An 18,768-nucleotide genomic window follows, 5' to 3' on the forward strand; every position below is an offset into this window, starting at 1 on the left:
CTGATTCCTTGATATGCTCTGCGAAACTGGTTTTAACCTGATTATTTATTCTCCCACTAATATGGTCTGTTTATTTACGCCGTACTGTACTAGTGTTTTAATTCACCTGGAGGTGATGAAAAAATTATCCTGTTTCAAACGTTAAAGCTTAGGTTAATTTTGGCACACCTATAGTGTTTTTAAGTCTTTAGGATGAGTGAAAAAGTAATCATGTAGCCAATCGCAACCTTCAGCTAACTGTTGGTCTAAATTCCTAACCCTCCACAATTGGGCTTTTTTCTCATGACTGACGCTAACAATCCGCTTTTTTGGTCAGGTTAGCCAGTAAATTAGATATAGGGCGTAAAAAATAAACTGAATCAAAGCGATGTCTAACGACAAGCCGCAAGGCGTGTACGCTTCTTATTTTGCATCTATCGTCGGTGAAGAAAATGCTGTTTGCCTTTGGGAAAATATCGAACTAGGTCAGCAAAAACGTATCCAACAGGCTATAACTTCTGGAAATCCTCCCAGTTGTATCGTCTATCCCCGCAGCCAAGAACAGCTAGCTGCTGTCATCGCCACAGCTCACACAAACAACTGGCGCGTCCTCCCCTGTGGTAGTGGCAGTAAACTCAGCTGGGGCGGTTTAGCTAAGGGGGTTGATGTCGTAGTCAGCACAGAACGCATCAACCAACTGATTGAACACGCTGTTGGGGATTTCACTGTCACAGTAGAAGCTGGGATGAAATTCTCTGATCTCCAAGCATTTTTAGCAAAGTCACGGCAATTTCTTGCCATTGACCCCACAGCCCCAGAGTCGGCAACCATTGGCGGTATTGTCGCCACAGGTGATACAGGTTCTCTGCGGCAACGTTATGGTAGTGTGCGCGACCAGTTACTAGGTATTACCTTTCTGCGTGCTGATGGACAAGTCGCCAAAGCTGGGGGAAGAGTAGTTAAAAATGTTGCCGGATATGACTTGATGAAGTTGTTTACTGGGTCTTATGGCACATTAGGAGTTATTAGTCAACTAACTTTTCGCCTATATCCGCTACCAGAGGCATCAGGGACGGTGGTACTGACTGGTAGTGCGGAGGCTGTATCCCAAGCGGCTAATATCGTTCGAGGTTCAGCGTTAACACCAGTTCAGGCTGATTTACTATCCGCTAAACTGGTGTCCAGCTTAGGTTTGGGTCAAGGACTGGGATTAATTGCCCGCTTTCAAAGCATTAGTGAGAGTGTTAAGGAACAGTCAAATCGAGTTTTGGAAGTAGGACAAAAGTTAGATTTAGCTGGGGCAATTTTTGCAGATGGCGATGAAGCTAATCTATGGCAGAGATTGCAAAAACGAATACATACTACTGCCACAGAATCTGTAATTACTTGCAAAATAGGAGTGTTACCTACTGCTGCCGTGGAGATTTTGACTCAGGTAGAGTTGGGTTTAATTCATATAAGTAGTGGTTTAGGTTTGTTACAATTAGAGGATAAAAATCAGGTTTTGAAACTGCGCGATCAGCTAGGCTCTGCCGGAGGCGATGCCTACGGCGGGCTGCGCCTACGCACTCAAGCTCATAGAGGTTTTTTAACAATTCTGGAAGCACCAGTAACGGTTAAAGAAGAAGTAGATGTCTGGGGCTACACGGGGAATGCTTTACCGTTGATGCGCCGCATTAAGGAACAGTTTGATAGTAAGAATATTTTAAGTCCTGGTAGATTTGTAGGTGGTATTTAGTTTGAAGAAAACGAACCGTCAAAGACGAGGCAGTGCGTTGGGCCGGTTTCTCGACTTGAAGCAACTGCCGTGCCAAGGACGCAAAGGAAGAGGGGAGAAGAATTAATTATGCAAGTTTCAGAAAATTCTGTTAATAATACGGCTAGTTTAAAGAATTTGAAAGGGTTTGATGAGAATCATCCACCTGATCCGAAGTTGATTGATAGTTGTGTACATTGTGGGTTTTGTCTCTCAACTTGTCCTAGTTATCGGGTGCTTGGGAAGGAGATGGATTCTCCTAGAGGACGTATCTATTTAATGGATGCGATTAATCAGGGTGAAATTGCCCTCAATACGGCAACAGTAGAACATTTTGATTCTTGTTTGGGATGTCTTGCTTGTGTGAGTACTTGTCCTTCTGGTGTGCAGTATGACAAGTTGATTTCTGCAACTCGTCACCAAGTTGAACGAAATTATCCCCGCAGTTTACCAGACCAATTTTTTCGTCAATTGATATTTTCTCTGTTTCCTTATCCTAAACTTTTACGGATTTTATTAGTTCCGTTATTGGTTTATCAAAAGTTGGGGTTTGCTAAATTATTCCGCGCTACGGGTTTACTCAATAAAATATCGCCCCGTTTGGCAGCAATGGAATCAATTCTGCCAGAAATTACTCTCAAATCTTTTCAAGATAATTTCCCTACTGTTATTCCCGCCCAAGGTGAGAAGCGGTATCGAGTCGGGGTAATTTTAGGTTGCGTACAACGGCTGTTTTTCTCCTCAGTGAATGAAGCAACGGTGCGGGTTTTAACAGCGAATGGTTGTGAAGTTGTGATTCCGAAATCTCAAGGTTGTTGTGCGGCGCTTCCCGAACACCAAGGACAAGCAGAACAGGCAAAAGCTTTAGCAAGGCAGATGATTGATAGTTTTGCTAATACTGATGTAGATTTTGTGATTATCAATGCTGCTGGTTGTGGTCATACTTTGAAGGAATACGGTCACATTTTAGAAGATGACCCAGAATATCGGGAAAAAGCGAAGGGTTTTGCGGCTCAAGTTAAAGATGCTCAAGAGTTTTTGGCAACTGTTGGGTTAACAGCAAAACTTTCGCCACTGACTGATAAACCCTTGAATTTAGTTTATCAAGATGCTTGTCATTTATTGCATGGACAAAAGATTAGCGTGCAACCGCGTCAGGTGTTGCGACAAATTCCCGGCGTGAAGTTGAGAGAACCAATAGATGCAGCTTTGTGTTGTGGCAGCGCTGGGGTTTATAATATGCTGCAACCGGAAGTTTCTGAAGAATTGGGTCAGCAAAAAGTACAGAATTTGTTGAATACTGGGGCTGAGTTAATTGCTTCTGCCAATCCGGGGTGTACTTTGCAAATTACGAAGCATTTGCAGTTGCAAGGTAAGAAAATTTCAGTTATTCACCCGATGGAGTTGTTAGACTATTCGATTCGGGGTGAAAAGTTGGAATTGTAGATATTAATTAACGTGAGTTCGACAAACCTCTCCCTGCCTTAAAGTAAAGTTCAAGGCAGGGAGAGGTCTTTTGATTCAGCTAATTAGGCGGACATTAGACGATATCAAGTAAAGCACCTTCTAGAATTATCTCAGGCGATCGCACGTTTTTAACTTTTGCAAAAGCGGTGCGTTAGCCTTTGGCGTAACGCACCCTACAAAACTAAACAGTAGAGAAATTAGCCATTAAAAACGCGACTGCGCCACTTATTCAACCGGGCTTCCCCAATTGTGGCATACCGTCGAGCATCAGCAATTTGCTCTTGCAAACCTGCAATCTGTTTTGCTTGCGCGTCAGCTTGCTGTTGCAAAGATGTATATTCGCCTGTGCTGGTTACGGAACTGGAAGACTGCCAACTACTACTGAATTTTGTTGTACCGATGCTGGCAAATGGTCTTAAGTCTGCTAATTGTTGTTGCAAAGTTGCAATCTGGCTTTCTTGCTCTTTAATCTTTTGCTGCAAGCCTTGTTCAGCTGATGTCTGAGGTGCAATAAACTGATTAACTGGAGCAGCAGTTTCTGGCTTTCGCTTGAATATTTCAGCAAGTAATGCACTAACATCCGTGGTTTTCACTCTACCATAAGGAGTGTTGGTAATTAGCGATCGCACCAGCTGAGGTTCATTATTCGATGCTAGATTTTTGTCACTGCTAGAATTGCTCCGCAGCAGTTGCAGCATATTGGTAAATTCCAATATCTTTTTGCCCGTTTGAGTTTTATAACCCCGGTAATATGGCACTATGTTATCCCCAAAGGCATCTAGATACTCGTCGCTATCAAGATAAGAATCAATATCCGCCTCAAAACCCTTCTCATCTAGAATGTTACTGTGATATTTCGTCTCAGAGTAATCATCGGGAGCGCGACCCAGCAGGTGCTTGAAGTTCAGTTCAATCGCCCGGTAGCGGTAAACGTTATCAAAAAATCTGGAGCGATACAACTCTGATTTGGCAACCTGACGCACAAACTCACGAACATCGATTATGCCTTGCTTGAGTTGCGATTCTGGAACAATGAGCCGCTCACTTTCCATAATGTAGGCATTACCCAACACTTGCCGATAAACTGCTCGAATTACAATTTCAATGTCTTCAGCTGAAGCAGTAGTCCACAGTTCGATGGGTTCTGTTTGGGGAAATGCTTGATATTGGCGTCGTCTGGTTTCTTCGTCTAAGAAGGTCTGCATACTTGGTTAGTGTGGGTAGGAGTGACTAATCGCTTTGAGGACGTTCGCTAGAAATCTATATTTTTAAAGGTAATGAGAGCTAAGTATTTGTTAGTGGTTACGTGGTATAGCTAATACCAATTCTTTGTGAAACTGTACAAAATCAAGCTTGGTCAGACAACTTGCTCTGAGCAAATTGTTTTAGAGCAACCTTGTAGTTAAACCGTATAAGCACTAACAAATTTTAATTCCCTTTCCAGTCAGAATTAATTTATCAAGTTTTGGGGAGTGTTTTAGTTACATTTTCTAACAAACTTAGACGGCTAACTGTTAATAAGTAATAGCTAATCATAGTAAATAATTAGCAATTAAACATTAACAATTAGCCGTCAACCCCCTTAGGGAGTATTAAAAATTCAAAACTTAATTTTGAATTGGAGTGTAGACACCTGTGAGTAGGATTTCCGCAGGACAGTAACTCTCAAGCACGCTCATCAAATCTAGTGTAGAAACCACCGTATTTTATCCAGTATTGTTTCAAAGTATGATGAGGCGTATGTAAACTAGCTTTCGCCTGATATAAAATAACTTGGCGATGATCCCCCATCCAAATTTTATTAACGGGATCAACAGATATTACTGTTCCTCCTAAAGAAGCAACACATTCAGAGAATCTCTCAATCGTCGTATATTCTAATGTCTCGAATATAAAAAAGTTACCCGAACAAATCAAGTGACGACTGCGAATCCAGCAGCGCATTTTTCTTTCAGCCAGTGGAGGTAACATTTTGGTTTTAACACATTCAAGCTGAATCAACATAATGCGCTCACCGCACGTAATTCATCAGCAAAACTTACCCGTTTTTCAAACCGCAATGGGCCAGCAGTTGATCCCCATCTTTGCTCGTGGGTTTCAATATCCATACCTTGATCTAGACTTATCCAAGTACGCTCGGTTACTTCTACTTCGCTAATAAGATATGTCTGGCATCCATTGCGCTTAATCAGACATTGATTGCCCGGTTCCACACTGCCTCGAAACATTTCATTTTCTCGCTGGAAAACCATTGAACAGTGATAACGCCGTTCGATGTTTTCTGGGGTGATGGTTTTGAGGATATCTAATTCACGAGCAGCACCTGCATAAAGCATAGGGTCTTTCAAGCTGTAATTTTCGATGTAAATGCGATCGCCCCAATCGACGAGTTTATGTATTCCCTGGCGATAGGGTGTCCATAAATCGTGGTCATACGCTTGTTCAGAATAAAAACCGATGGCAGAAAAAAATTCAACCGGTAGAGGACGAAAATAAATGTGAATGTGGGCGTAAAGTTGCGGATTTGCAAAAGATTGCTTGTAGTTGCTAAAATCTCCTGCCATCCAAGAGGCTAAGGTGAGCAAATCACTAGCGTTGGTGCTAGATTCATTGGGCGCTATCGTCACGTCGCTTCGCTCCAAATTCAAAATTCAAAATTTAAAATTCAAAATTTAAAATTAACAATCCTCTGATGTTTTAACGTGATATTGCTAACTGGTTGAACTTGACAAAGAGCGAATCTCTGAAGAAAAGGAAGCTGTTGTCACACCTTTACCATCACTGGTTTTAATCATCGCTACCCGAAATCGCAGATTTGGGTTAGCAAACCAAATTCGCTCCTCAGCAGCAGCGAGTTCATACTCTGTTAGCAGGGTAAAAATACCATCGTCACTCAGATGATATTTAGCCACTGCTGGAATTGTTTCGGCGTATCCCTTGTCCCGCAGGAGTTTGCCTCTAGAAGGATTTTCGATATCGGGAATTGGCACCAGCACAGTACTACCAGAGATTGGTTTATCGTCCCAGTCTGACTCACCTTCCCAAGTCATCCGAAAGGGATGGGTGATACTGGCGGGGTCAGTGTCATACAATTGACAGATTGCTAGTATTGCCGGATCATCGGTGAATAGAGATTCAATGTCAATGTTAGTCAGTACTTGTTCAAAGTGCGCGAATGCTAAATGATGGCCGCTACGCTGCGATCGCCATCGTCCAATTGAAAGTTCAAAGAATTCAGTAATTTCCATTAGAAAAGTGATCTTAAAAAGTAGCTTACAAACCAAGGTGTAGGAATCCTACTTGAATCTTGCTCAGTATACTGACAAGAAAAGCTTTGTATGTCAAGCTTATAGGCAGTTTAGTTATTCAAGAATCAAATAGGATTGCCATATATCTTGGCTACAGTGCTGAGTACCGAGTTAGGAGTTATTATTCTATCCCCACTCCCCAACTTAAGCAATTTCAGTGATACTAACGATTTTGCCACCCGTCCGATGAATATTTTGCACTTGTCCAGACAGTTGATTGTAGTTAACTACATATTCGAGGTTGCCTAGACGAGTACGAAGATTCGCTGAACCTTTGACTACCTTAATCAAGAAGCGTTTGTCGGTACTGCTTACACTAGAACCAGCAACGGGAGCCTTGATGGATGTGGGTAAATTTGAACCGATATCGCTGATCAGTTTGGCTTTGCTGCCGCTATCACTGCTAGCTACTCCTCTTAGTAAGGTAAATGTGCGGTTAAAGCTAACATTCTTAATTCCTATTTGGGAGCTAGTACTGCGAACATAAGGAACAATATTCTCCCCAAAATTCTGCCGATATTCGCTGCTATCGATATAGGATTCGATTTCAGCATCATAGCCTTGTTCGTTGTAGATGCGGACGTGTTCGGAAATTTCTGCCTGATCAGCAGGAGGACGTCCTAGCAGATGTTTGAAGTTCAGTTCAATGAACCGATACTGGGAAGAAGAGTTGAAAAATAGGGATTGATAAAGTTCTGATTTCGCAACGGTGTTGACGAATTCGCGGACACTGATTTTGCGATCGCGCAATTGTGATTCCGCAGTGGCTAGTCGCTCACTTTCCAACAAGTGAGCATTACCCAAAACCTGTTTATAAACTGCCCGAATCAGTGTTTGTAATTCACTTTCGCTGGTGTTTGGACGCAGTTCAACATTAGGTGAATCAATAGCCCAAAGTGACATTTAAGTATCTCCTGAAAAACGTAAATTAAATGAAATTTCCGAGCATCCTACCCCTTCTAAACGTAGAATTTCCCATCAGTTGTCAGTTATCTTTGCTACTGACTAGCTTTTGTAAAACTTTAGTTTGTGAGAGTGCGTTAAATATCTTTCATATATAACAACTGACGGCGGAATTGATCAAACCGCAGGTTAAGTTTTGATAAATGATCAACACTGGGGATTAAAGACTGGACACTGAGTACTGCGGAAATTATTTCCCAATTCCTAATCTTTAATCCCCAATTTCTATTTTTTAGTTGACAGGAGTAATACTGGCGATCGCACCGCCCTGCTTGTGAATCCGTTGATACTCTTGTGAAAGCTGATTGTATGGCACGAAAAAGACCTGGTTACTGCGGCGAAACTTGGAAATATTATTTACCACATTTGCCTTGTAGCCAGTAACTTCAACCCGGTATATCTTACCATCGTCACCAGATCCCACACCTTGACGGGTGCGAGCAGTAGATGTCGGGTTACGGAATGCAGCACCCTTGCTAGCTGGTGAAATCACGGCGGTAGGCGTGCTTTGAATTAGCAAACTGTTCAATTTTGGTTGTTTGCCAGCTAAGTCACCTTTCAGACTGCTGCTAGAGGAGCCACGTACCAGCTGGAACAAGTGGGTAAACTGAACCAAACTCTGGATAGCTTCGGTTTTGTAGCCCCGAATATAAGGCACAATGTTTTCCCCGAAGGTCTGTTGATATTCGTCACTGTCTACATAGGAATCAATTTCAGCTTCAAAGCCCTTTGTATCCAGAATAGTGCTATGTGCCCGCGTTTCTTCTAGATCCAATGGCGCACGACCAAGAAAATGTCTGAAATTTAATTCAATCCCTCGATAGCGGGGAGCACTATCAAAAAACCGCGAGCGGTAAAGTTCCGACTTCCCGACTTGACGCACAAATTCACGAACCCTAATTTCATCCCGTTTGAGTTGGGATTCAGGAACGGAAAGCCGCTCACTCTCCATCACATAAGCATTGCCTAGAACTTGCTTGTAGACAGTTCTAATTACGGTTTCAACTTCCTCATTAGAGCGACTTGGCCACAGATCTATGGGATCGGTATCTTCAAACAGAGCGACCCCTAATCGTGATGCTGGTCCAAAAGCCATTCAAACTATCTCCCAGTTAACAATTAAATTTTATGAGAAGGATATTCCGTAGATGTTAACAAACTTTACATCATTCTAATAAAGAAGAGGCCATAGAGACTTTAAATTCTTAATAGTCTTGATGATTTTAAGTTTTTGCATCATTTCTCCTTACATATTCTGATACGATGCCGAAACCATCTATATTAAAATTTGTTAAGTTAAATAATACTTTCAAAAAATTTCAGCTTTTTTTTAGTATTGGATTGGTGATTGGGATACAGGCGATGGTATGGTGATATTCGCTTGACCAAGAGTATTAATCGTGCTGAGTCCTGAGTGGGTAATCTGATGTTTTACTCAGCACTCATTCTTGGGTACTAGCGAATTTGGAAAGTAGCCAGTTGGCTGATTAAATGATCAAAATAGGGAGCAAGAGTTTCCTCTTGATTAGTTTGGCAGCGTTTCAAACTAGCAGCCTTGATGCTTTTTAAGCCTAAGACCATTGCATCCAATGGAACTTGTAATTCCTGATAAAGCAAGTTCATATAGTGCAGTCCTGTGGGATTCGTATACTCAGTATGTCTACCTGCTATGCCATAAGTAATACAACGGAGAAAATGCCAGAAATCTCGCCAGCAAGCTTGGGCGCGTTCAGGTGGATAAAGACCGCCTCCAGGCTGGATAATTTCAGGATAAGTCACTAAAACCTGCTCCCTAGCTTCATCAACAATTTCGGCGGCGCGATCGCGTAACAACACAGCAACAGGAATCAAGGCGCAATTCTCAGGTGACAAGGTTATAATCTGCAATAAATCTTCGTCGCTCAGATACCGAATATCATTGTCCGCAGCTTGGAAGATGGCGATTGCTGCTTTTGGATGGGACTGTTCCCATTCAGCAAAGCTGACAATTCTAGCTTTGGCTATTAATTCTTTAACGGTTTCGCTTAATTGAGTCACGTCACTTCGCTCCAAATTCAAAATTCACGCATTCAAAATTAAAGAACTCCTCTCCTGCCTACTGCCTCCTTTTTCCCAATGCCCATACCCGTGATTCAATCTTCCTAGAATGTGATCGCCATTTGGTGACATCTGTAAAATAAAGTAAAGAATAGCTGTACCAAATGCACCTATGGAAATCCATAAAATCCAAGCTGAACTGAAGAATCCAGATTTTCATTATCGTTTGAAGGCGATCGCTGCCCTCGATAATTATGAATCAGAAGTTGCAGTTCCTCTGCTGACGAGTAAACTTCATGACTCAGAATTTTTGGTGCGTTCTTTTGTGGCCAGGGGTTTGGGTAATCAACAATCAGCAGAATCCTTTGCTGCTTTGATGCAAATTATGAAATTTGACGATACCCCCAACGTGCGAGCTGAGGCAGCAAATTCTTTATCGCTATTTGGCAGAATCGCAGTTTCTCATCTAGTTCTGGCATTTTATCAGGATGATCACTGGCTAGTGCGGCGGAGTATTTTGGCCGCGATCGCCGAAATGGATTGCCCTGAAGAACTATTTGATATCTGCGTTCAGGGTTTAAAAGATGAAGATTTCACAGTTCAGGAATCCTCTGTTGATGCACTCGGCTTACTAGCTGATTCTAGCCAACATCGTGCGGCATTATCCCAAATACTAACGCTGGTGAATGTTGAATCTTGGCGGATGCGTGTGCGAGTTAGTTATGCCCTGAAACGATTTGACGAGCCGGAAGCCAAAGCAGCCCTAAACCAACTCAGACAAGATGAGGATCACCGAGTTGTTGGAGCTGCTTTAGAAGACTTGTTGCCACAATAGCGGTGTGGATTTGTTCTGAATATTGTGAGAAAACACATTTGACCAATAGCCAACAGATGATTATACCTTAAATTTGACAAAAATATCCGGTTATATCATGTCGGCTTCATTACTTATTAAACCCAAAGAACCCCACCCCGCCAAAGCTGCGTTTTCTCTCCCTGCCCCTAATCCCCAGAGGGGGCAACGAGTTCCCCGCCGGCGGCTATCCATTACCCGGATCTTTCTCAACAAAACTACAACTTACTTAAAAATAAGCAAAAGGCTTGGTAGGTATAGTTTTGGAATGGGATAGTAATCACGGGTGAAGGAGAGGGATCGTGAGACAGGATGAAGTTTTGCATTTTATTTAATCCACGTTCCTTAGCGGCGGGAGATGTCATACATTCTCATCTAGGATTGTTCCTTCTATATTGGCTCCATCCAAATTTGCTCCGTTCAAATTTGTCTGGTTCAAATCTGCTTGAGTGAGATTTGCTTGGGACAAGTCGGCTACAGTTAAGTCTGCACCAGTCAAATCGGCTCCATCTAGATTCGCCGCTATCAAGCTGGCCTCGTGCAAATCCGCGTCACTCAAGTTAGTTTCAATCAGTTTCGCAACCGTCAAGTCAGCGTGATTCAAATTAGCTCCTTCCATTACTGCTCCATCCAAGATCGCTCCATCCAAAATAGCGCCGCTTAAGTTGCTACCAGTGAGGTTAGCATTGCTCAAATCTGCTCCATTTAAGTCTGTCTCAATCAAACTGGCTTGGGCTAAATTAGCGTGACTCAGATTAGCTCCATCTAAGATTGCTCTATCTAAAATTACGCCACTGAGATTGGCTTCCCTTAAGTTTGCCTCGCTCAAGTTGACACCAGTAAAATCTCTGACACCTGCGGCATAGTTTTTCAGAAGTTGATCTGCTTTCATATCTGTCGCTGCGCTAAGGAACGTTTAATTGAGGCTATCCATACAGGTATTAAATCCCCAGCACGCGCTACGGGGGATTGATGTGGTGAATCAAACTAGAGTGAACATCTAATCATATTTCTCTAGATTAACTATCCTTAACTAATGGCGCTACTACCTAGAGTTGTGAGTTACTTTCATACTTGAGAGGGATGTTGAGGAATTTAAAAACTTCAGCATTAGTGCAAAGCGATCGCTATACTCAATAATGGTGTTCGTCTGGCAGAGGTTATGGCAAAACCAATTCGTATTCTTTTGCAGACTACGATTCCTACGACTGAAAATGACTGGAGCATTTTTCGTTTCTCGATGTTACAAGATTACTTAGCATCGATTAAAGACGAAGCCGGAAACTCCTTATTTGAAGTTACGGGACGCGATTACGAATCAGATGCAGTCGGTGGCGACTCAGTTTTAAGTAGTCTCGACAAATCAGATTTTGATCAACTTTGGCTATTTGGCTTAGAGGTAAATAACGGTTTAACCGAAAAAGACATTGCTGGAATTAATGCTTTTCGGCTACGCGGCGGTGGTATTTTGACAACACGCGATCATCAGGATATGGGCTGTTCCATGTGTGGTTTAGTTGACATTGGTGATGTCCACTATTTCAACACCAAAAATCCCGATCCCGATGAATCTCGCTGGAGCCGAGATGACTCATACACAACTTATATTTCCTGGCCTAACTATCATTCTGGAGCTAACGGCGATTATCAAAAAATTACCATTGTTGAACCCATTCACGAACTTTTAAAAAATCCCAATTCACCTTCGGGAAGTATCGAATTTTTCCCAGCACATCCGCACGAAGGCGGTATTGGCGTGCCTCCAGGCAATGCAAACACGCGGGTAATTGCTCTGGGTAAAAGTTTAGTTACAGGTCGTAACTTCAATTTGGTTGTAGCGATCGAGCATCATCAAGATAAACAGGGGAATATACTAGGACGAGCAATAGCGAACTCCAGCTTCCATCATTTAGTCGATTACAACTGGGATATTAACAAAGGCTGTCCCACTTTTGTGGATGAGCCACCAGGAGATGGCATGAAAAAACAGCCATGCGCCTTAGAAGATATCAAAATCTATGTGCGTAACGTCGCTTTCTGGCTAGCAAATTGATTTTTTTACTAATTGCCGTAAGGGATTTTCAAGAAATACAGCAGATTGCAACAAGCGCCTCTGTACAGATTATTGTCAGGGCACAACAATGTTGTGCCCGCCGCTATACCCAGTATTTTGGGTTATAGCGGCGGATAGTTCACGTTTCCCCACCAACCACTACATCTCGAATTCGCAGACTAGGGCCACCACAACCCACTGACAAGCCGTTTTGCCCTCCCTTACCACAACCGCCGGATTCATCCCAGTAAAAATCATCACCAAGTGCCTCAATATCCGCTAAAGTTTGGAATACATTTCCCGAAAGCGTTACATCCCGCACAGGTTCAGCAATTTTGCCGTTTCTAATCATCCACGCTTCCCCAGCACTAAAGGTGAACATTTCCCCATTTGTCATCCCACCCAACCAATTACGGGCATAAACTCCTTCTTTGATATCGGTGAATAAGTCTTCGACTGGTGTTTTACCCCGTTCAATCCAGGTATTTGTCATCCGCACAATCGGAGTAAAATGATAGTTGAGACAGCGTGCGTTACCTGTAGGCGCTTCCTCCAATTTGCCAGCCGTTTCACGAGAATGTAAACGTCCAACTAAAACTCCATCTTTAATTAGTTGAGTAGTAGTGGCAGGCGTGCCTTCATCGTCGTAAAAATAGCTGCCGCGATGTCCCTCTGGGGCTGCACCATCAAAAATTTGCAGTTCTTCTGGGCCAAAGCGCCGGCCAATGGTCATGACTTCCAGCAGATCGGGGTTTTCGTAAGCCATATCGGCCTCAGAAAGATGTCCGAAGGCTTCGTGAACAAATAAACCCGTCAGAATTGGGTCAATTACTACGGTGTAAGTATTGCCTTTGACCGATGGCAGAGATAAAGCGGCGATCGCTCTTTGGGCTGCACCTTTAACCTGTTCATCCAAATCAGTTAAATCTTCGTAACCTTTGCGAGAGCCAGTAGTTTCCCGTCCAGTTTGTACGGTTTCGCCATTTCTGGCGGTGGCGGCAAAGCGCATTTCCATATCCACCCAAGATTGCTCGATCAAAGTCCCTTCTGAGGTAGCGATGATCACTTTTTGGGCGCTGTCACCGTAACGCACCGAGGTAGTGGTAATCCGGTGATCAACGCTTTTGAGCAATTGGGCATAGCGATCGCACAATTGTTTTTTCTTCGAGAGGGGGATTTTTCGGGGATCAGTGCCTTTTAGGGGTAGAATGCATACTGCTTGCATCGGGTCAATGGGTGCAAGTAAAGTTTCTTCATCACCAACCATCCGCGCCGCAGCGATCGCTTCTTCTATCCGATCTTTGATTGTCGCCAGTTGATTAAAGCAGCTTAACCCCCATCCACCTTTATAACAAGCGCGAATATGTCCACCAATGGAGATCCCTTCACTCAGTGTTTCTACCTTGTCGCCACGCAACAAGATATCAGTCCCTTCTGCCTCTTCAAGGCGAATCATCAAATAATCTACACGCTCTGAGTAGCGGGCAATCAAATCAGAAAGTAAATTTTGGGCGTCAGCAAGTGTAGTCGGCATTTCCAAGTAATAACAATGACGAATTGCATTTATTTTGCAATTATTTGGGGAATTTATGCTACTCAACCACGAGTTCGCCCATGAGGGAGATGAGGGGACAAAGGGACAAGGGGAGCAGGGGAAGAAAAAATAAATTCCCAATGCCCAATGCCCCATGCCCAATACCCAATCTTGCGCGTAGCACTCTAACTGTTAGTACTTCCTTTTTTACGGTGGGTAAGAACTGAATGATGTGCTAAGGTAATTAAGTGAGAATAAAATTCGGTTACAGTGTTTGTTTTTAGTATTGACAGGCTTTTCCCTTTTGGTCTTAACAAGCTTGTCTCCGAAATCTAAATCTCTACACACCTATGATTTTGGAGATAATGCATGTCAATTTATGTAGGTAATCTATCCTACGAGGTCACACAAGAAGACCTCACTTCTGTTTTTGCCGAACATGGTTCTGTAAAACGTGTTCAGTTACCTACTGACCGTGAAACCGGACGTCCACGCGGCTTTGCTTTTGTAGAGATGGGAACAGAAGCCGAAGAAACAGCTGCCATTGAAGCTCTTGATGGTGCTGAGTGGATGGGACGCGATCTCAAAGTCAATAAGGCTAAACCGAAGGAAGATAGAGGTGGTTCCTTTGGTGGAGACCGTCGCGGCAACAGTGGTGGTGGTGGTGGAGGATACTCCCGAGGACGCTACTAAGCTTTAACTAAGCTTTAAGATAAAAAATTCAGTTTTAACGTCTTAAGGGCAGAATCATTATCTGCCCTTTTTGCACTCCGGTATACTGGATGGCCTAAAATTGCCCAGTACCAATTAAGTAGGAGATGAAAATGACCCAAGTATTTGTGGGCGAAAATGAAGGAATTGAGTCAGCCTTACGTCGGTTTAAGAGGGAAGTTTCCAAAGCAGGTATTTTTCCAGACATGAGAAAGCATCGTCACTTTGAAACGCCTTTGGAAAAACACAAGCGCAAAGAAGTCGCAAGACACAAGCAACGTAAGAGAAATTTCCGTCGTAATTGACAACAAGCGATACCTACGGTAAGCCACGCGATCGCACTCTCTCATTAAATTCTTAGCCGTCAAAGAGGCGATCGCTATACTCCATGCATGTGAATCTAAAGGGTAGGTTTTGGCAAAGCCATTACTAATTATAAGATGGGCAATTTAAATAAGGGTGTGTCCCCCAACTGACAAAAAACTTGTTATCCTTACTTCTGGGGTGGCGATCGCTAGGCTGAATTTACTACATTTGGCTGAGTCGCAAAGCGATATGCTGTGCGATCGCAAGACCCTTTGCAATTTGATTTATACCCAGTAAAGCATAAGCGCTTTTTGCTTGAGGATAATTTCCCCTTAGGTAATCTATATAATTATTTATGCTCAATTCCCAAGATACAGAAGTTTACAACCAATTACCTACTAAGACAAATGGTGCCCAGTAGTAAGGATAACGATAATTTGGCGATCGCAACAGCAACAACTGAGCTTGGCGAAGTGCCTCAGCTTTAGTTACTCCAGGTTGGCTCAATTCTGAATAGAACTTGTTCATCAGCTCAACTGTAGATTCATCTTCTACTGACCAAAGGGTTCCTAATGTACTACGTGCCCCCGAACGCACCGCCACCCCTGCTAGTCCCAGAACCGCTCGATTATCACCTGCGGCGGTTTGGCAAGCACTCAAAATTAACAATTCTAAAGGACTTCGATCTGGGCGATCGCGTGTTTGCAATAATTGGTCTAATTCTTTAACATTGAGGAATTTCCCTTGTTGACAAATCGTTTTTTTAAGGTTTGCAGTTCTTCTTTTGTGATTTGGCAGTTTTGATGATCAAGCTCTAAAGTTTTTAGTAAAGTCTTGCAAGCCATTGGGTAAAGACCCAAGTCTTGCATAGCTTGAGTTTGGTTAATCTGGTTTTTAGTTACAGCATTTTGATTGCCGAGATTTTGATAAATTTCAGCCGCCTGTTGCCAAGTTGCTAGGGCTGTTTCTGATTCTCCCACTGCTAGTTGCAACTGTCCTTGGATGTCCAATGTGGAACCGAGGATTTGCGATCGCTCTGGTGTTTTGGGCTGTGTTTGGAGGATATTTAAACTGGTAGCGATCGCTTTTTTGGCTTGCTCCCACCTACCGAGTTGTTGAGCTGTCAGGGCAAGATTACTCAATGCCATTGCTTGGTTGAGTTTATCCTCTCGCGCCGCCAAAGCCGTAGCAGCCTGTGACCAAACTCTTAGATCTGACTCAAATTGTCTGTTTTGGTAAAGCGATTTGCCTTGTTCTACCAACTGTAAAGGCTCTTGTTGAGTTTGGACGATCGCAGTTGATGCCCAAACTTGAGTAGTAACCAGCACTCCTCCCACAGACAAGAAAAATAACAGAACTGCTAAAATTAGCGATCGCACTTGATTACTATCGAGTCTCTTGAGGATGAAATCACTCTGTTTATAACGGCTAATTTGTGAGAAAAATCTTCCTTTGAGCGTAGGCGTAGCCCGTCGTAGACATCGCCATCTCTGCTTTTTTTAGCCATATTTTATTTATTCTGTCAAGCAATTCACGAAAATACCTTTTTTCTGCGTCTCATCGTGCAGGACAACTACCTAAATTTTTAGGTAGGCGATGGGTTCCAGTGATGTTGGGATTGTAGGCGGTAAGAACTACTTCACCTTTATTATTGAATACCCATCCTTGAGCCGGTACAATCCGGCTGGGGATTTGGGATGGGGAATAGGAGGTTTTCGGCGCTGGTTTGAGATTACTGACGGTTGAGACTGGTTCAACTAAACCAACCTGAGTAGCTTCTTGGGTTAAGTCTTCGTTGGGACTAGGAGGCAGCCCCCCACGTCCTGTGATCGTGAATTCACTACCAACACCTTTACTACAGGGATTTTGGGCGATTTGGTCATTCGGATCGACGACATTTGCAGGTAATCTCACTAAATTCCGGCTAGGATCAACCTGTTGATTGATGTTTACCACTCCCGGATTGCCACCAAACTCTGAACTAGCAGTGATGTCATTTAACAAATCCCTGGGCTTGTCCCGAAATTCAATCCCAAAGGTCCCAATAGCTGTAATATCAACACGACCACCGTTACCATAAGTTGCATTGGTGATTATATCACTACCCTTTGGTTTTGAGGGTGATGCAATTAGAAATTCGGTGTTAATGCCAATGTTCCCGCCAGCACCAATTGCCCCTGGTTGGCTTTCAATGCCTGCACTGGTAGTAATTTTGCTCTCGTTTCGCATCTGGAATAAATCTGCTACCTTTAGCGTGATATTGCCGCCTGTTTCTTTGGCGGTTTCGGCTGAGATCGTTCCCTGATCCAAAGTCAGAGAATTGGCTTGCAGAGATATATAGCCTCCTGTACCGCTTCCCTTGCTATTCACAGAAAGTTCAGCACCATTTTGAATCAGAACATTTTTAGGGGAGCCAATCACGGAGATATTACCGCCATTACTGGTAGAAGTGTTTTCAGTTTCAGCTAAGACTGCTGTCCCCAAATCAGTTAGACTAAGGCGGTTTTGCGCGTTCAGTATGATATCGCCTGCTTTGGAACTAGCTGAAGTGTTAGTGCGGATTTTTCCGGCGCTGGAGAGTTCAATAGTGTCAGATGTGACATAAATATTACCAGCATTGCCATTTCCCTTACTATTGGCGCTGACAATAGCCGCATTACTGATTTGCAAGCGAGGAGCGTTGATTGTAATCCCTTCGGAGGCTCCGGTGGCGCCAGTCCCAACTTCACTGGCGATCGCAGACTCATACCTATAGCGATCGCGAGATGTACCATCAACAACTACGCTATCAGTAGCTGTGACTCGAATCGAGCCGGAATTGCCCTTCCCTAAAGTATTAGTATTTATTTGTGCACCATTGGTAACTCTCACGATCGGAGCATAGATTTCAATCCCTGCTGAATTGCCCGTAGCAGTATCTGTCACTTGGCTAGTTGCAGCACTGAGATAACCTGTTCTCGATTTGCCATCAAAGATTACCTTATCAGTGGCAGTAATGCGGATTGCGCCTGCATCACCTGAACTTTTGGTACTGGCATCCAGAAATGCACCATTCGTCACCTCTAAGATCGGGGTGTTAATCACGATCCCGCCAGATTTACCATTTGCTCCGTCAACAACTTGACTCAATGCAGCAGTGCGATAATTGCCTTTAGTAGACTCTCCATCAAAGAGTACCTTGTCAGTGGCAGTAATGCTGATCGCGCCTGCATCACCTGAACCTTTTTTGGTACTGGTATAAGGATGACATTTCCACCTACCAGCGCCAAAGTGTTTGTTTGCGGTAAGTAAAGAACAGCAGATGATTGATTGACAATGCTCGCTGAATTCTCTCTCAGGCGCAATCCTACAGGAATATTCACTGTGAGCAGTGGCGGGGAAAGCGGGTTTGTGGCGCTAAACTCTAACCCATTATCAAACACTAGGCTATTTGCGGTAGAAGCTACAAAGGAACCTCCCATATCCAAATGGGCATTGGGGCCAAAGATAATTCCATTAGGATTAATCAAAAATAGGTTCGCTGGACCCAAAACCCCCAAAGTTGCCAGAATATTCGAGGCATTACCTCCTGTTACCCTAGTCAAAATATTCGTAATTTCTCCTGGATTTGTAAAATAGGCTTTTGCTCCTTCACCAACATTAAATTCTTTGAAACTGTGGAATAGGTTACTTCCTTGAATTGCTCCCCCATTAATCCGGTCAATAGCCCTCTTCTGTCACTTTCCGGGAGGGCGATCGCTAGAAGCCTCATGAGGCAATCAATACAAGCTATACTATTAGAAAAAAATTGGTCTTGTATTT

Annotated in this window: 21 protein-coding genes and 1 pseudogene; 7 read left to right on the top strand and 15 right to left on the bottom strand. The window is 43.3% G+C overall.

Annotated features, from left to right (window positions below):
- Positions 1 to 367: 367 nt before the first annotated feature.
- Positions 368 to 1,717: an FAD-binding oxidoreductase gene (locus V7K36_RS18045; protein ID WP_335117938.1), complete on the top strand. Its 1,350-nt coding sequence runs from the start codon at positions 368 to 370 to the stop codon at positions 1,715 to 1,717.
- Between the two features lie 108 nt (positions 1,718 to 1,825).
- Positions 1,826 to 3,181 (top strand): (Fe-S)-binding protein, encoded by a 1,356-nt coding sequence (locus tag V7K36_RS18050; RefSeq protein ID WP_335117940.1) that lies wholly within the window; start codon positions 1,826 to 1,828, stop codon positions 3,179 to 3,181.
- A gap of 218 nt (positions 3,182 to 3,399) precedes the next feature.
- Here the strand turns inward: V7K36_RS18050 and V7K36_RS18055 are convergent, their stop codons facing one another.
- From V7K36_RS18055 to V7K36_RS18085, 7 genes are all read right to left on the bottom strand, one after another.
- Entirely contained in the window at positions 3,400 to 4,407 is a 1,008-nt protein-coding gene (locus V7K36_RS18055; protein ID WP_335117943.1) for a phycobilisome rod-core linker polypeptide, read from the bottom strand.
- A gap of 460 nt (positions 4,408 to 4,867) precedes the next feature.
- Positions 4,868 to 5,206, bottom strand: a complete 339-nt coding sequence (locus tag V7K36_RS18060) for a CpeR family transcriptional regulator (RefSeq protein ID WP_335117945.1) — start codon at positions 5,204 to 5,206, stop codon at positions 4,868 to 4,870.
- Complete coding sequence (locus tag V7K36_RS18065; protein ID WP_335117947.1) at positions 5,200 to 5,829, bottom strand: chromophore lyase CpcT/CpeT; 630 nt, start codon at positions 5,827 to 5,829, stop codon at positions 5,200 to 5,202. Before V7K36_RS18065 ends, V7K36_RS18060 begins: the two co-directional genes overlap by 7 nt.
- 84 nt (positions 5,830 to 5,913) lie before the next feature.
- Entirely contained in the window at positions 5,914 to 6,450 is a 537-nt protein-coding gene (locus V7K36_RS18070) for a phycobiliprotein lyase (RefSeq protein WP_335117951.1), read from the bottom strand.
- Between the two features lie 204 nt (positions 6,451 to 6,654).
- Positions 6,655 to 7,413, bottom strand: a complete 759-nt coding sequence (locus V7K36_RS18075) for a phycobilisome rod-core linker polypeptide (RefSeq protein ID WP_335117953.1) — start codon at positions 7,411 to 7,413, stop codon at positions 6,655 to 6,657.
- A gap of 292 nt (positions 7,414 to 7,705) precedes the next feature.
- Positions 7,706 to 8,569, bottom strand: a complete 864-nt coding sequence (locus V7K36_RS18080) for a phycobilisome linker polypeptide (protein ID WP_335117955.1) — start codon at positions 8,567 to 8,569, stop codon at positions 7,706 to 7,708.
- A gap of 359 nt (positions 8,570 to 8,928) precedes the next feature.
- Complete coding sequence (locus V7K36_RS18085) at positions 8,929 to 9,510, bottom strand: phycobilisome protein (protein WP_335117957.1); 582 nt, start codon at positions 9,508 to 9,510, stop codon at positions 8,929 to 8,931.
- A 172-nt stretch (positions 9,511 to 9,682) separates the two neighbouring features.
- On the opposite strand from V7K36_RS18085, the gene V7K36_RS18090 reads away from it, so the two are divergent.
- Complete coding sequence (locus V7K36_RS18090) at positions 9,683 to 10,345, top strand: HEAT repeat domain-containing protein (protein ID WP_334942577.1); 663 nt, start codon at positions 9,683 to 9,685, stop codon at positions 10,343 to 10,345.
- Between the two features lie 379 nt (positions 10,346 to 10,724).
- On the opposite strand, the gene V7K36_RS18095 is transcribed toward V7K36_RS18090, so the two are convergent.
- Entirely contained in the window at positions 10,725 to 11,255 is a 531-nt protein-coding gene (locus tag V7K36_RS18095) for a pentapeptide repeat-containing protein (RefSeq protein ID WP_335117959.1), read from the bottom strand.
- Between the two features lie 270 nt (positions 11,256 to 11,525).
- On the opposite strand from V7K36_RS18095, the gene V7K36_RS18100 reads away from it, so the two are divergent.
- The gene (locus V7K36_RS18100) at positions 11,526 to 12,416 is read left to right on the top strand and encodes a hypothetical protein (protein WP_335117961.1); all 891 of its coding nucleotides are present in this window, start codon (positions 11,526 to 11,528) and stop codon (positions 12,414 to 12,416) included.
- A gap of 139 nt (positions 12,417 to 12,555) precedes the next feature.
- On the opposite strand, the gene V7K36_RS18105 is transcribed toward V7K36_RS18100, so the two are convergent.
- A complete protein-coding gene (locus tag V7K36_RS18105) occupies positions 12,556 to 13,950 on the bottom strand; it encodes a TldD/PmbA family protein (protein ID WP_334832918.1) in 1,395 nt (464 codons plus the stop codon).
- A gap of 369 nt (positions 13,951 to 14,319) precedes the next feature.
- On the opposite strand from V7K36_RS18105, the gene V7K36_RS18110 reads away from it, so the two are divergent.
- From V7K36_RS18110 to V7K36_RS18120, 3 genes are all read left to right on the top strand, one after another.
- Positions 14,320 to 14,643: an RNA recognition motif domain-containing protein gene (locus V7K36_RS18110; RefSeq protein ID WP_334832914.1), complete on the top strand. Its 324-nt coding sequence runs from the start codon at positions 14,320 to 14,322 to the stop codon at positions 14,641 to 14,643.
- 131 nt (positions 14,644 to 14,774) lie between these two features.
- Entirely contained in the window at positions 14,775 to 14,966 is a 192-nt protein-coding gene (gene rpsU / locus V7K36_RS18115) for a 30S ribosomal protein S21 (RefSeq protein WP_094333031.1), read from the top strand.
- A 154-nt stretch (positions 14,967 to 15,120) separates the two neighbouring features.
- Positions 15,121 to 15,264: a hypothetical protein gene (locus V7K36_RS18120; protein WP_335117963.1), complete on the top strand. Its 144-nt coding sequence runs from the start codon at positions 15,121 to 15,123 to the stop codon at positions 15,262 to 15,264.
- A gap of 84 nt (positions 15,265 to 15,348) precedes the next feature.
- Here V7K36_RS18120 and V7K36_RS18125 read toward each other — a convergent pair.
- The 6 genes and pseudogenes from V7K36_RS18125 to V7K36_RS18150 all read right to left on the bottom strand — a co-directional run.
- Positions 15,349 to 15,702: pseudogene (locus V7K36_RS18125) on the bottom strand (CHAT domain-containing protein); the annotation flags it as partial.
- Complete coding sequence (locus V7K36_RS18130; RefSeq protein WP_335117965.1) at positions 15,684 to 16,346, bottom strand: tetratricopeptide repeat protein; 663 nt, start codon at positions 16,344 to 16,346, stop codon at positions 15,684 to 15,686. The gene V7K36_RS18130 and the pseudogene V7K36_RS18125, both read right to left, overlap by 19 nt.
- A complete protein-coding gene (locus V7K36_RS18135) occupies positions 16,334 to 16,474 on the bottom strand; it encodes a hypothetical protein (protein ID WP_335117967.1) in 141 nt (46 codons plus the stop codon). Before V7K36_RS18135 ends, V7K36_RS18130 begins: the two co-directional genes overlap by 13 nt.
- Positions 16,475 to 16,524: 50 nt before the next feature.
- On the bottom strand, positions 16,525 to 18,096 hold the full coding sequence (locus V7K36_RS18140; RefSeq protein ID WP_335117969.1) for a hypothetical protein: 1,572 nt from the start codon (positions 18,094 to 18,096) through the stop codon (positions 16,525 to 16,527).
- Complete coding sequence (locus V7K36_RS18145) at positions 18,093 to 18,647, bottom strand: filamentous hemagglutinin N-terminal domain-containing protein (RefSeq protein WP_335117973.1); 555 nt, start codon at positions 18,645 to 18,647, stop codon at positions 18,093 to 18,095. The genes V7K36_RS18140 and V7K36_RS18145 overlap by 4 nt, the downstream gene beginning before the upstream one ends.
- Positions 18,548 to 18,768, bottom strand: a 221-nt coding sequence (locus tag V7K36_RS18150) for a hypothetical protein (protein WP_335117971.1), incomplete at its 5' end; no start/stop codon positions are given. The genes V7K36_RS18150 and V7K36_RS18145, both read right to left, overlap by 100 nt.

The sequence above is a fragment of the Nostoc sp. genome (genome assembly GCF_036919555.1).
GTDB lineage: Bacteria > Cyanobacteriota > Cyanobacteriia > Cyanobacteriales > Nostocaceae > Nostoc.